Origin of the sequence: Mesorhizobium sp. LSJC280B00 (assembly GCF_000502835.1) — a bacterium.
Classification (GTDB): Bacteria; Pseudomonadota; Alphaproteobacteria; order Rhizobiales; family Rhizobiaceae; genus Mesorhizobium.
The window spans coordinates 33,535-46,850 of sequence record NZ_AYVL01000002.1 but is presented as its reverse complement, the minus strand read 5'-3'; the positions used below and the strand labels follow the sequence as shown (position 1 = coordinate 46,850).

At 62.6% G+C, this 13,316-nt stretch carries 12 protein-coding genes and 2 pseudogenes; 3 read left to right on the top strand and 11 right to left on the bottom strand.

All coding sequences use genetic code 11. The features are described 5' to 3' along the window. Positions 1 to 17 precede the first annotated feature (17 nt). The 7 genes from X773_RS42465 to X773_RS77225 all read right to left on the bottom strand — a co-directional run bounded on the left by X773_RS42465 (position 18) and on the right by X773_RS77225 (position 7,162). Entirely contained in the window at positions 18 to 875 is an 858-nt protein-coding gene (locus X773_RS42465; RefSeq protein ID WP_023674366.1) for a carbohydrate ABC transporter permease, read from the bottom strand. Next, on the bottom strand, positions 875 to 1,801 hold the full coding sequence (locus X773_RS42460; protein ID WP_023674365.1) for a sugar ABC transporter permease: 927 nt from the start codon (positions 1,799 to 1,801) through the stop codon (positions 875 to 877). The genes X773_RS42465 and X773_RS42460 overlap by 1 nt, the downstream gene beginning before the upstream one ends. Before the next feature lie 292 nt (positions 1,802 to 2,093). After that, positions 2,094 to 3,347, bottom strand: a complete 1,254-nt coding sequence (locus X773_RS42455; protein ID WP_031211152.1) for a sugar ABC transporter substrate-binding protein — start codon at positions 3,345 to 3,347, stop codon at positions 2,094 to 2,096. Positions 3,348 to 3,417: 70 nt separating this feature from the next. Continuing rightward, positions 3,418 to 4,479 carry a LacI family DNA-binding transcriptional regulator gene (locus tag X773_RS42450; protein ID WP_023674363.1) on the bottom strand — a complete coding sequence of 354 codons (1,062 nt, stop codon included), beginning with the start codon at positions 4,477 to 4,479 and terminating at the stop codon, positions 3,418 to 3,420. Positions 4,480 to 4,829: 350 nt separating this feature from the next. Then, the gene (locus X773_RS42445) at positions 4,830 to 5,282 is read right to left on the bottom strand and encodes an SgcJ/EcaC family oxidoreductase (RefSeq protein WP_023674362.1); all 453 of its coding nucleotides are present in this window, start codon (positions 5,280 to 5,282) and stop codon (positions 4,830 to 4,832) included. Positions 5,283 to 5,948: 666 nt separating this feature from the next. Next, entirely contained in the window at positions 5,949 to 6,848 is a 900-nt protein-coding gene (locus X773_RS42440) for an HNH endonuclease (RefSeq protein ID WP_023674360.1), read from the bottom strand. Between the two features lie 68 nt (positions 6,849 to 6,916). Beyond that, positions 6,917 to 7,162 carry a hypothetical protein gene (locus X773_RS77225; protein ID WP_023674359.1) on the bottom strand — a complete coding sequence of 82 codons (246 nt, stop codon included), beginning with the start codon at positions 7,160 to 7,162 and terminating at the stop codon, positions 6,917 to 6,919. Positions 7,163 to 7,484: 322 nt separating this feature from the next. Here X773_RS77225 and X773_RS42430 point away from each other — a divergent pair, with 322 nt between their 5' ends. Further along, a complete protein-coding gene (locus X773_RS42430) occupies positions 7,485 to 9,215 on the top strand; it encodes an adenylate/guanylate cyclase domain-containing protein (protein ID WP_023674357.1) in 1,731 nt (576 codons plus the stop codon). A gap of 19 nt (positions 9,216 to 9,234) precedes the next feature. On the opposite strand, the pseudogene X773_RS77940 reads toward X773_RS42430, so the two are convergent. Then, a pseudogene (locus tag X773_RS77940) lies at positions 9,235 to 9,459 on the bottom strand (hypothetical protein); the annotation flags it as partial. 37 nt (positions 9,460 to 9,496) lie between these two features. Here X773_RS77940 and X773_RS42425 point away from each other — a divergent pair. After that, positions 9,497 to 10,033: a dihydrofolate reductase family protein gene (locus X773_RS42425; RefSeq protein ID WP_023674355.1), complete on the top strand. Its 537-nt coding sequence runs from the start codon at positions 9,497 to 9,499 to the stop codon at positions 10,031 to 10,033. Between the two features lie 105 nt (positions 10,034 to 10,138). On the opposite strand, the pseudogene X773_RS42420 reads toward X773_RS42425, so the two are convergent. After that, positions 10,139 to 11,048, bottom strand: a pseudogene (locus X773_RS42420) (LysR family transcriptional regulator). Between the two features lie 30 nt (positions 11,049 to 11,078). Further along, complete coding sequence (locus X773_RS78940; RefSeq protein ID WP_023674354.1) at positions 11,079 to 11,210, bottom strand: hypothetical protein; 132 nt, start codon at positions 11,208 to 11,210, stop codon at positions 11,079 to 11,081. Here X773_RS78940 and X773_RS42415 point away from each other — a divergent pair. Beyond that, positions 11,188 to 12,084 carry an MBL fold metallo-hydrolase gene (locus tag X773_RS42415; RefSeq protein ID WP_031211151.1) on the top strand — a complete coding sequence of 299 codons (897 nt, stop codon included), beginning with the start codon at positions 11,188 to 11,190 and terminating at the stop codon, positions 12,082 to 12,084. The genes X773_RS78940 and X773_RS42415 overlap by 23 nt on opposite strands. 169 nt (positions 12,085 to 12,253) lie before the next feature. Here the strand turns inward: X773_RS42415 and X773_RS42410 are convergent, their stop codons facing one another. Then, the gene (locus tag X773_RS42410) at positions 12,254 to 13,123 is read right to left on the bottom strand and encodes a patatin-like phospholipase family protein (RefSeq protein WP_023674352.1); all 870 of its coding nucleotides are present in this window, start codon (positions 13,121 to 13,123) and stop codon (positions 12,254 to 12,256) included. Positions 13,124 to 13,316: the final 193 nt, after the last annotated feature.

Genomic DNA, 13,316 nt, shown 5'->3' with positions numbered 1-13,316 from the left:
CGGTTCGGTTCGATTGGTCACTTCACGGCCCCTGCCATCAGGCCGCGGATGTAGAAGCGCTGCAGCAGCAGGAAGAGCACCAGGCACGGCACCATCATCACGGTGACGCCGGCCTGCACGGCGCCCCAGTCGATCGCGCCGAAGCGGCCGGACTGCAGCGCGGTCATCATGATCGGCAGCGTGAATTTCGACTGGTCTGTCATCAGCACCAGCGCCGCCAGAAACTCGTTCCAGGCGCCAAGGAAGGCGAACAGCGCGATGGTGACGATGCCCGGCCAGACCAGCGGCAGCATCACCCTCAGCAGCATGGTGACGTTGTTGGCGCCGTCCATGCGCGCGGCCTCCTCGATCTCGCGCGGCACCGCATCGAAGGCGTTGCGCATCATGAAGATCGAGAACGGCAGCTGCAGCGTGACGTAGACGCAGACCAGCCCGGTCAGCGTGTTGTGCAGGCCGATTTTTGTCAGCACCAGGAAGATCGGCGTCAGGATCGACTGGAACGGGATCATGATCGTCGACAGGATGACGACGAAGAGCAGGTTCTTCAGCGGAAAGCGGAAGCGCGAGAAACCGTAGCCGGCGAGCACGCTGACGATCACCGACAGCACCACCGTCATGACCGAGACATAGATGCTGTTTTGCGCCGGCAGCCAGAGGCCGTCACCAAAGGTGTTGAGCGTGGCGTAGTTCTCGAGCGAGATGCCGCTGGTCGGCCACGGCGGCAGCGGCGGCTGGCGCGCCTCCTGCGCCGGCTTGAAGGCCGAAAGCACCGTCCAGGCGATCGGCGCTAGGAACAGTATCGACGCGATGATGCCGGTCGAGTGCTCGGCAATCTGCATGCCGATGCGGCGTTTGCGGGTGCGAGCCTGCGCCATCAGTCGACACCCTCGGGATTGCGCAGCAGCCGCAGCTGGATGAGGCTGAGCGCCACCAGGATGACCAGCAGGACCATCGAAAGGGCGGCGCCATAGCCGAGCTTGAACGACACGAAGGACTGGTTGAAGATCCAGTAGACGGCGGTCAGCGTCTGGTTGCGCGGGCCGCCGCGCAGGATGATGTAGAACTGGTCGAAGGCGAGGATCGAGCCGGCGACCGACAGGATCAGCGCCAACGCCAGCGTGCGGCGCATCAGCGGCAAGGTGATGGCGCGAAACCGCGCGAATGGCCCTGCCCCGTCGATCATCGCCGCTTCCTGCAGATCCGGCGGGATCGACTGCAGGCCGGTCATCAGGATGATCATGGTGAAGCCCGCCACCTTCCACACGACCATGGCGATGATCGACCAGAAGGCCGGCTGGAAGGTCGCCAGCAGGTTGAATTTCTTCTCGGTCAGGCCGAGCTCGAAAGCGGCCGGGCTGAACAGGCCGGAATCGACATTGAGCAGCCACGACCACAAAAGGCTGGCCGAGGCGAAACCGATAACCGCCGGCATGAAGAAGGACGTGCGGTAGAAGCCGGTCAGCTGCCGCGGCCGTTCGATGAACAGTGCCAGCGGAAAGGCGACGGCGAAGATCGCGATCGTGACCACCACCGTGTAGTAGCCGGTGAACTTCAGCGCGTTCCAGAAGCGGGTGTCGCGCAGGATCGCCCAGTAATTGTCGAGGCCGATAAAGCTATGCGCGCCCATCAGCGGCCAGTTGTGCAGCGACATCCAGGCGGTCATGCAAAGCGGCACGATGAAGAAGACGACGACAAGGGCAACGGCGGGCGCGACATAGAGCAAGCCGATCCACTGCCGGCGGCCGGCGCCGACGAGTTTGTATGCGCGCGCTGGCGCGGAGATTGCTGTGATGGTGGTCATGCCGTGGTCTTCCGTTAGCGCTACGTCCCCCTCCCCCTTGAGGGGAGGGTCCGGTCGAAGGCCGGGGGTGGGGTCCTCCGCGAAGCGCGCCGACATCAAAAGAGCGTCGAGCACTGCCGCGATGACCCCACCCGGACCTGCGGTCCGACCTCCCCTCAAGGGGGAGGTTAAGGGGCTGCGGGGGTGGGGTCCTCTGCGAAGTGCGCCGACAGAAACGTCGAGCACTGCCGCAACGACCCCACCCGGACCTTCGGTCCGACCTCCCCTCGAGGGGGAGGTGGGCGCCGGCGCTTTACTTCTGCGGCGCCGAATCGATGATCGACTGCATCGTCTCCTGCGCATTGGCGATGGCGCCGTCGACGTCTTCACCGAAGAAGACCTCGTTCATCATCTGGTTCCAGGGGCCGTTGGCCGAGTTGATCAGATCGTTGAACACCACCGAATAGGGCGTGCGGCCCTTGGCCATGGCTTCGGCGGCGGTCTGGTAGCGCGGGTCGAGATCCTTGAGCGCATCCTTGGCGATGTCGCCGCGCACCGGAAGGCTGCCGTATTTCGCCAGGATCGTCTGGCCCTCGAGCGAATAGGCGAAGTCGAGGAACTCCTTGACCACCGCAACCTTGGTGGTGCCCTTGGTGACGACGAAATTATCGCCGCCGGCAAACGACGACCAGCCGCCGTCCTTGCCGGGCAGGAAGGTGATGCCATAGTCGATATCGGGATATTGCGTGTTGAGCGCGCCGATGGCGAAGGCGCCGGACGGCGAGATGCCGATATTGCCGGTGGCGAAGGCGGCAAAGAAGTTGGAGCCGGTGTCGGTCTGCGCGCCTGAAGGCACCAGGTCCTTCTTGACCATCGAACGGTAGAGGTCGATGGCGCCGCGCATCTGCGGCGTGTCCAGCGTCGCCTTGGAGCCGTCCTCGGTGAGGATGTCGCCGCCCGAGGCCCAGATCAGCGGCGTGAAGGTGAAGATGTTGCAGCCGCCGCAATTGCCGGAGAAGTAGAAGCCCTTGATGTCGCCGCCGAGCGCATTGACCTTTTCGGCGTCGGCTTCGATCTCGGCCCAGTTGGTCGGGCCCTTTTCCGGGTCGAGGCCGGCCTGCTTGAACAGCTTCTTGTTCCAGATCAGCACCGAGGAATCTGCCGAGAACGGCAGCCCGTAGATGCGGCCCTTATAGGTGCCGGTCTTGACATGCGCCGGCGACAGGCTGGCGAAATAGGGCAGCGATTTCGCCCAGTCGGTGATGTCCTCCAGCTGGCCGGCGGCGGCGAAGGACGGCGTGTAGATCAGGTCGAGCGACAGCGCGTCGGGTGCCGTGCCGCCGGCGGCGGCAGCACCATATTTCGGGATGATTTCGGCGTTGGGGATGATGTCCAGCTTGATCTGGTTCTGATGCCCCTTGTTGAAGGCATCGACGACGCGCGGCATGAAGTTCGAGCCGTCGGCGCGCACCCAGATGTTGGCGGTGTCGGCGGCGGCCGGGCCGACTGTTGCCAGCGTGCCCAAAATGCTCGCGGCGATGGCGAGCCCGGTAATGGTGGTTCTCATGCTTCTCCTCCACATGGTTTTAATTTAGCCGCGCCCCCAAGCGGGTGACTATCGACACGGCCCGTTTCGTTCAGCCGTCCGGCGGACGGCCGCATGACTGACGCACCACCAGCCGGCACGGCAGTTTTCTAATGCCCGGCAAAGCGGGTTCGCCGCCGACGAGCGAAAGCAAGGCAAGGCCGGCCTCGCGACCGAGCGCTGCCAGATTCATATCGACGGAGGTCAGCGGCGGGCGGGTCGCCTCGGCGACGATCTGCCAATTGTCGAAGCCGATGACGCCGACCTCGTCGGGCACGCCGATACCGCGCTCGCGCAAGGCGTCGATGACGCCGCGCGCGATCTGGTCGTTGCCGCAAAACACCGCATCGGGCTTTTCGCGGGTACCGTCGAAACCCTCGCCGTCGAACAGTTTTGCCACCGCCTCGTGGCCCCAGGCCTCCGACCACGGGCCGAGCAGCGGCTCCATGACCGGCAGGCCGTTTTCGGCCAGCACCGCGCGATAGGCCTCGGCCCGGGCATGCACCACGGCAAAGCTCGCGGGACCGCTGACATGGGCGATGCGCCGCCGCCCGAGCCGGCAGAAATGCTCGACCGCCAGCCGCGCCCCGCCGGCATCGTCGGACACAAAAGCGATGGCGCCGGGATCGGGCTGGGTGAAGGCGTAGATCGCCGGAATGCCGAGATTGGCGAGGTCGACCGGCAGATGGCGGTCGATGCGCTTGCCGGTGGCGATGATGCCGTCGACGCGCTTGTCGAGCATGGCATCGACATGCAGCTGGGCAAGGCGCGGGTCGTCCTCGACATTGCACAAAAACACCGAGACGCCGGCATCGACCAGCGCATCGGAAACGCCGGCCATCAGCGGCAGCGAGAAGCGACCATAGGTGTCGTTGGTCAACAGCCCGACGGTAAAGGAGCGCCGCCGCAACAGGCTCTGCGCCAGGCTGTTCGGGCGAAAGCCAAGCCGCTGCGCCGTCTCGCGAATACGGGTCCGCGTCTCAGCCGTCATCCGCCCCTGCCCGTTCAGCGCTTTTGAAGCCGTGGCGACGCTGACGCCGGCAAGCGCCGCCACCTCGCGCAAGGTGACCGGCTGCTTGGCAGAAACAGGCGTTGGCTGCGCATCGGACGCCATGATTTGAATATCGATCCTCCCATTTGAGAAAAGCTTTTCTCTTATCGTCCTGCGAAGCGCTGAATGGTGAGGTCAGCGGATGCCGGGCGATTTGGGAAAAGGTTTTCTCAGAGGGAGATTAGGAGAAGGATGCGGGGATGGCAAGGGGGATGGCGAGCGGGCGACGCGGTTATTCGTCAATGACCGCCTTGCGCCATTTGCTACCCTTCATGGCGCTTCTCCAGACCTGCCGTTCGCGGTACGACCTGATGCGACTCAATGGTGCCATTCCCGGGGATTGCGGCGGGGCCCCCCTTCCCGCCGCTATCGGTCTATCTGCTGCCAGCAACCGGGCTGGAACCGAAGAATGCCTATTTTGCAGGATCGTCGTTCCAGATGTCGCGATAAAGCTCCCAGTTGCCGTTCTGTGCTTTCTTCCAGACGACTATAGACTTGCCAGCCCCGTCCACCTGTTTGGAGTCTTTGCCGGGCATCTTGAAAGAAAAGGCGCCCTGCTCAAACGCGAAATCTCCGCTCTCTACCACCTCAACAGTTGTGAGTTTAAGATCGGAAACGCCATAATCAATTATGCCCTGCCAAAACTTCTGAATATTGTTTCGCCCGTCGACTCGCATCGCATTCGGCGGCAATACGGTCGCGTCCTCAGCATAATGCGATGCCACGCCAGCGGCATCCTTGCTGTTAAGCGATTTCATGAACTCGGCATTGCTGGCTTCAATGGAGTCTTTGGCCGACTGGGCATTGGCTGGTCCGAGACATAGCGCGGTGATGGCGACGACCAGCATGCAAACCTTCAATGTCATTTTATCCTCCACTTGCTGTGTTCTAATTGCCCCCCACCGAGGCTATTTCAGCGTACTGCGGCGCGCAATCCGATTATATAGAGTAGAAGCGAACCGACTGCCGCAAGGGCCGGATGGGCGGCCAGCGCCGAAATTGCTGACGCGCTCGTGAAGAGCGCCGGCTGCATTGCGGGCTTTGGGACCGGGTTGCTGATCAACGGCCTGATTGTCCCGACGCCTTAGCTGAGCGGGTGGTCCGACCGGTCTCTCAGTTTCCAATTCGAATCGCGGGACCAAGACCCGACCCACGGCCGGCACTCGTCCCGGAGGACCTGAACGGCTTTAGTGCCGCGTCTCGTTCTTCTGAACGGTCTGTCGCTCGGTGGTCGACAGATCTGCCCACCAGCTGACGTACTCAAGGAACTCCGCGACGGTCATCTCGTCGAAGTTGGCAGGCACGCGGACGCCCACGGCCTGACCCCCGGACCGAACGACTGGTCTCGGTCTTCGATGAGGCAACTTCCCTCGCTCGTATGCCCACTTGGAATGTCGGTCCCACGCGATCGCGAGCCCGAAGCCACCCGCCGGTTCGGGTGAACGTCGGCTATCGGGCGGCGAAATGGGCTGATGAAGGTCGGCTTCGGGTCAGAAGCGGCCGTTCCAACACGCTCCGCCGCCGGCGGTGCTTCACTGCTTAAAACAATGCTGCCGGTGCCATTGCAAGAAACGAGGATGAGGGCGTTCAAATTGTCGGCCCGGTGAAAGCGCGCGGCGAGTCTTGTTTATGAACGCCTGCACGCTGTCGAGGTCGTTGACCTGGCGCGAGATCAGAATTTCCAGGTCATCGGATAGGCTGATCAATCCGCGATCGAACATCCAATGCGCCGTGCCGGACAGTGCGATCCCATTATTGATGACATCCGGACCGTTCGCTTCGACAGATCGAATATGGGCGGCTGAAACCTCTGCTCGCCCGCCGCCATTTATCAACTTGAGTCCCGTGATCGCGCACCGTTCATCATAGGCGCGCAACACGATGCGACGGAAAATGCGGTCCCGCACAATTCGCGATCCGATGTAGTTTACGCGATCGCGGCTCTGCTCGAATTCGAATGGCGCCTGCTCATCCTGAAAACCGATTGATGTGCCGACCTCGTCAATGCGCGGTAGCAACAACTCATTCGTGTCCAGGCCGAGATCGATAATGCGGTTGAAATCGGCTGGACTGATGGGGCGGACGGCCGATTGGGCGCGACCGGAAATCCTTCCTTCGTCGTTGAGCAAGCCTCGTTCGACGAGACCATCAGTTCCGTTAAATGGAACAGGATTGACGAAATCGAGATAGGTTCCGGGCTCAATCAGAGCGAGGTACATATCAGGCGTCACAGGATCGGGAATGATCTGTTGGACTTTGGCTACGGCGTAATAGCCACGAGTATCGTTTACCTTGCTAGGCTCGTAGTAAATGATCCAGTCGCCGACGCAAGCTTCGGCGCGACGCAGATACGGGCGAGGAAACTGGTATTGTTCTGCGGGGCGGTCGTTGTAGATCGAATCGGAGCGGTGAATGAAGACCCCGAATCCCATGATCTTTCTGCAGTGCTTTCTTTGGGGATTTCTGGCTCAGATATAACACCAAATCCGATCTTGGGAGCTTAGTCCAGGTCGCAGAAGCTTTTCCCGACGGTATTGGTCTTTTGGAAGCGAATAGGGAAAGCCCCTCCCCCTAACAAAGCGCCGCGATATTTTTTCACGGAGCGGTCGCAATAGGCCGGCGCGGTTCGTCCTTTGACCATCAGGAGATCACCATGAGAAAACTCATCATCACCGAATTCATCAGCGTCGATGGCATTGCCGAGGTCGAGAAGCTGCCGGGCGTGACCTGGAACGCTGAAATGCAAAATTCAAGGACGACGAGCTTGCCGACAGCGGCGCCATGCTTTTGGCGCGTACGACCTATGAGATTTTTGCCGGCTCGTGGCCCAATGAAACCGGAGATTTCGCCGACCGGTTCAACGCGCTGCCGAAATATATCGCCTCGACGAGCTTGACGCCGCGCGGATCCCTCCCGCCATTGATGCGATCGAGTTCGCAGCCACCAGGCGGAGGGTTCTGATCCGCCCTTTCTTGCTGCTGCGGTAGAAGACGTCTTGATTCAGCCACAAGCCCAAATTGCTGGATTTGGCAGCCCAGGAAGGATAGGCTTGGTTTTTGGTTCAAGCGATGGAACAGAGACTAGCCGCAATTCTGGCTGCCGATATGGCGGGCTACAGTCGGCTAATGGAGGCCGATGAATCCGGCACGCTCGCACGCCTTCGGACCCATCGCATAGAACTGGTCGATCCCGCCATCGCGAAGAACAAGGGCCGGATCATCAAGACCACCGGAGACGGCATGCTCGTTGAGTTCCAGAGCGTGACCGATGCCGTGAAATGCGCCGTGGAAATCCAACAGCGCATGAAACGGCGCAATTCGGATGTGCCGCAAGAACGGCGTATCGAATTCAGGATCGGCATAAATCTCGGCGACATCATTTTCGACGATGAGGATATTTTCGGCGACGGCGTCAATATTGCCTCGCGCATCGAGCAACTCGCCGACGTCGGCGGTATCTGCGTGACCGCAGCGGTGGCGACCCAAATTGCCGACCGTCTCGAAATTGCCATGGAGGACCTGGGCGAGAAGACGTTGAAGAACATCAGCCGCCCGGTTCGCCTCTATCGCGTTGGGTTTGATAGTTCTGTCCTGCCAGAAGTCGAGGCAAAGCGATCCATCTCGAAACCGTCGATAGTGGTTCTGCCATTCACCAACATGAGCGGCGACCCCGAGCAGGAATTTTTCGCGGACGGACTGACCGAGGACATCATCACCGAACTGTCCCGCCACCATGAGCTGTTCGTCATCTCGCGCAATTCCAGCTTCGTCTACAAGAACCGCGCCGTGAATGTGCGCGAGGTGGCCGAGAAACTCACCGTCCAATACCTGGTGGAGGGAAGCGTCCGCAAGATCGGCGACAGGGTGCGCGTGACGGTTCAGCTCATCGACACGGCGAATGACGCTCATATTTGGGCAGACAAATATGACCGGAAGCTGGACGACATATTCGCGATTCAGGATGAGGTGACCGCGGCGATCGCAGCCACGCTGCCCGGTCGTGTCGAGGCGGCTCAGCGGGACCAGCTCGCGCGAGCGAAACCTGCAAACATGGCCGCGTATGAATGTGTGCTTGCTGCCAAGGTGCTGCATCACCGAAGCACGATTGCGGATAATGAACGCGCGCAAACCTTGATTGAAAGGGCCGTCGCGCTCGACCCCGATTATGCCCATGCCCATGCCTGGCGGGCCTGCATTCTTGGCCAGGCCTGGGTCCATAGTTGGTGCGAAGACAGGGATGCCGTCTGGAACAACATCATGGCGGCGCTGGACAGGGCGCTGGCGCTGGACAACAACGATGCCGATGTCCACCGCATCCTCGCGGCCGTGAACGTGAACAACAATGAGCTGACCACTGCGCGCTACCATCAAGAGCGCGCGCTGGCCCTCAATCCCAATTACGACCTCGTGGTGGTGCAGCAAGGCGAGTTATTGACGTGGCTCGGGAGGCCGGAAGAGGGAATTGAATGGATCCGCAAGGCAATGCAGTTGAACCCGCACCACCCGGAGAGGTTCTGGAGCCATCTGGGAAAGGCGCATTTCGCCGCGCGCCAGTATGGCGAGGCGATCGAAGCTTTCATGCATCTGTCAACCATGGACTCGGCTCAGCACGCTTTCGCCGCTGCCTGCTACGGCTGGCTCGGCGACGAAATCGCGGCCGCGGCGCATCTAGGCAAGATCAGAACGCTCGATCCCCAATTCGACATCGATTCATTTATCGCCACCCTGCACTTTGCCCAGGAGTCTGAAGTGCAGCACGTCCGCGAAGGACTGCTGAAAGCCGGTATTGCCCACCTGTAGCCAGCCCGTAACTCGCACGATCGGCGATAACCTGGACCTTAGCCACGGCGAAATAGCTACGGCTCTCTTCTACCTTGCTGGGCTCATAGTAGATGATCCAGTCGCCGACGCATGCTTCGACGTGGCGCAGATACTGGTCAGGAAACTGGTATTGCGCAGCGGGGCGGTCATTGTAGATCGAATCTGAACAGGGAAAGCCCTCCCCCTGAAAAAGCGCCGCGCTAGTTGACGGTGCAGTTCGCACAAGACCCGCACGGCCGTCCCGACAGAAGGAACCCGCCATGAGAAAACTCATCATCACCGAATTCATCAGCGTCGATGGCATTGCCGAGGTCGAGAAGCTGCCGAGCGTGGCCTGGAACGATGAGATGCAGAAATTCAAGGACGACGAGCTTGCCGACAGCGGCGCCATGCTGTTGGGGCGCACGACCTATGAGATCTTTGCCGGCTCGTGGCCCAAGGAGACCGGAGATTTCGCCGACCGGTTCAATGCGCTGCCGAAATATGTCGCCTCGACCAGCTTGCAGGCGCTCGACTGGCAGCCGGCCGAGCTGCTGCAGGGCGCGTTGCCGGACGCGGTCAGAGGGCTGAAGCAAGGCAGCGGCGGCAACATCTATGTGCATGGCAGCCTCAGTGTCGCGCAGGAATTGCTGCGCCACGGCCTGGTCGACCGCATCAGGCTGCTCAGCTACCCAGGTGCCGTTGGCCAGGGCAAGCTGCTGTTCCCGCCTGGCGCACAATTGCCGCTCGAGCTGATCTCGGCCACGCAATTCGGCAACGGCGTGGTGGCGCTGGAGTATGCGGCGGGAAAGTCGTAATGAGCCAATCTCCCCCCTTGAGGGGGAGATGCCCGGCAGGGCAGAGGGGNCCCTCTGGCCTGCCGGCCATCTCCCCCTCAAGGGGGGAGATCGCAGCTTCGCCCATCAGCGCCCCCGCCCGCCTGCCTCCAGCTTCTGCTCGGCCGCGATCAGCATCTCGACAAACCTCGTCACCTTGGGCGGGCGGAAGCGGGCGGCGGGGTAGACTGTGTAGATGCCGCCGGAGGGCAGCCGCCACTCGGGCAGGATCTGCACCAGCCGCCCGGCGGCCAGTTCGTTCCGCACCAAAAAGTCCGGCAGCACCGACAGGCCGGCGCCGGCGCGGACCGCTGCCAGCACTGCCGGCGTTGCGTCGATCGAAATCGTTGCCTGCATGCGCACGGCCTGCTGCTCGTCATCGCCGCGCGAAAATTGCCATAGCAGCGGTTCGCGCAGCGCCATGTTGGCGACGAAGGGCAGCCCGGCGAGGTCTTGCGGTTCGCCGGCGGTGAACCGGCCTGCAAAGCCGGCGCCGCATACCATGAATTGTTGGAAGGTGCCGATGCGCCGGGCCTGCAGGCTGGAATCGGCCAGCCAGCCGACGCGGATGGCCACGTCGATGTGGCCGGAAACCAGGTCGATCGTCTCGTCGCCCAGCGTCAGCTCCACCCGGCAGGCGGGATAGCGCGCGCTGAAGGCGGCGACCACCGGCACCACCGCCGATGTGCCGTAGTCGTTGGACGCGGCGATGCGCAGCGTGCCAGTCGGCTCGGCGGCGGCCTGCGCGAGCTCGTCGAATGCATCCTCGGCCTGCTGCAGGACCTGCAGGCAGCGGGCATGGAACGTTCGGCCGGCCTCGGTCGGATGGACGCGCCGCGTCGTGCGGATCAGCAGCGTCGTTCCGACATCGCGCTCCAGNCAGCCGCGCCACCTGCTGGCTGACCACCGCCTTGGTGATGCCCAGCCGCTCGGCGGCCCGCGTGAACGAGCCGGCATCGACCACCGCCGCGAAATAGGCCAGCCGGTTCAGGTTCATGCTTCGCTCATGGCAGAGGCAGTCTCATTGTCAGGCAATGGCATACATTACGTCTATTTTGTCGGCCTTCAATACGCATTCCGCTTTTGCCATCTTGCGGGCATCGAGACCGCCGAATTCCGGATCCCAGGAGACATCCATGTTCACACGGAGAAGCATCATGAAAACCACCCTCGCCGCCGGCGCTGCCGCGGTCTTTGCTCCCGCCGGGCTTGGCCATGCGGCCGGCGGGCTTTCCTGGAAACATTTCCCCGCCGGGCAAAACGGCTTCTTCCGCGCCCCGGTGCTGGTCTCCGGCGCCGCCGAAGCCGTGCTGATCGATGGCGGTTTCACTTACCCCGACGGCCGGGCCGTGGCCGAGGCGATCAAGGCGACCGGCAAGACGCTCACCACCATCTATGTCAGCCAGTCCGACCCGGACTATTATTTCGGCCTCAAGCCGATCAAGCAGGCGTTCCCGCAGGCACGGGTGATCGCCGCAGCCGAGACGGTGGCCGCCATCAACGGCAATGTCGAAAAGAAGCTCGCCGTCTGGGGGCCGCAGCTCAAGGAGAATGGCCCGCAGGCGCTGGCCGACGTCGTCATCCCCGAAACGTTCGACGGCAAGACGCTCAGCGTCGATGGCGAGACCATCGAGATCGTCGCCGCGGAAGGCCTCGCCAACCGGCGCTATCTCTTCGTGCCGTCGCTGAATGCGGTGTTCGGCGGGGTGATGATCTTTGCCGGCGTGCATGTCTGGACCGCCGACACGCCGACCAGGGAACTGCGCGCCGCCTGGCTCGCCAATCTCGAAAAGATCGCGGCGCGCAAGCCGGCAATCGTCGTGCCCGGGCACATGACGCCTGAGGCCGCTACGGACCTTTCAGGCGTCGAGCACACCAAAACCTATCTCGTCGCCTTCGAGGAAGAACTGGCCAAGGCCAAGGACGCTGCCGCACTGAAGAGCGCCATGGACGCCCGCTTCCCCGGCCTCGGCATGGGCGTTGCGCTCGACATCGGCTCCAAGGTCGCCACCGGCGAGATGAAGTGGGGCTGAGATGGCCGCCAATCTCCTCCCTTGAGGGGGAGATCGCAGCTTCGGCTTTCGGCGCGCAAAGCTCGCCCGTCTCGGCCAAGGGCGCCTCGCCCAAACTTACCGCCCCTGCCCGCCTGATTTCGACACGCTCATGGTCCAGCGGGCGCTGACGCCCGACGACTGATGGCTGTCATCCGCCGAGACGGTTCGTGCGCTTGCTGGCTTCGGCCTTGGCGCGGGCCTCGACCGCCTTCTCGATCTCGCGCTTCAGCTCGTCCTTGATCGCCACCGTCTCGGCCATCAGCGCCTCGACCTTCATGAAATCGAGCACCCGGTATTTCGACACCGCCGGCCGGATCAGAATGTCGGGCCGGCTCTGGTTCAGCTTGCTGGCGATGATCGACTGCATCATCAGCTGCGTGGCGCCGAACATCAGGTCGACGGAGGTCGGGAATTTGCGGCCCGCCTCGGTCGGCGCGCCGACCACGTCGACAGCGATGATGATATCGGCGTCGAGCTCGATCAGGTCGAACGGCACGGGATTGTAAATGCCGCCGTCGATCAGCAGCCTGCCGTCGCGCATCACCGGACGGAACACCGCCGGGATCGCCGCCGAGGCGGCCAGTGCCGAATGCAGCTCGCCTTCGTCGATCACGGCGAGCTTGTGGCCATAAAAGTCCGTTGCCGTCACCTTCAGCGGTATCTTCAATTCGGCGAAGGTCTCGGGAATGGCGTCGGGCAGGAACGCCTTGAGGATGCGCTCGACATTGAACTGGCTGACCCGCAGGCCGCCCTGCATCGCCTCGGCAAAAGTGCCGGGCCGCGCCCGCCACATGCGCGTTGCCACTTCGGCGCGGCGGCCGAGGATCGAGCGCGTATAGTCGTGGATGTCCTTGCCGGTCATGCCCGAGGCCATGCCGGCGCCCATGATGGCGCCGATCGACGAGCCGGCGATTGCTGCCGGCCTTATGCCCAGCTCGTCCAGCGCCTCGATGACATGGATATGCGCCAGCCCACGCGCCCCGCCGCCGCCAAAGGCGATGCCGAAGCTAGGCGCCATTTTGGCTGCCCCATGTGGCGGAGCTATCGAATTTGGGCAAATGCCCCCTCGCCCGGATTGTCGGCAGTTTGCGGCCGTGGCGCGTCTTTCCTTCTCCCCTTGTGGGAGAAGGTGGATCGGCGCGGAGCGCCGAGACGGTTGAGGGGTGTTGGACGGAGCTCGGTCGATGCCAAGCTGGAGCACCCCTCATCCG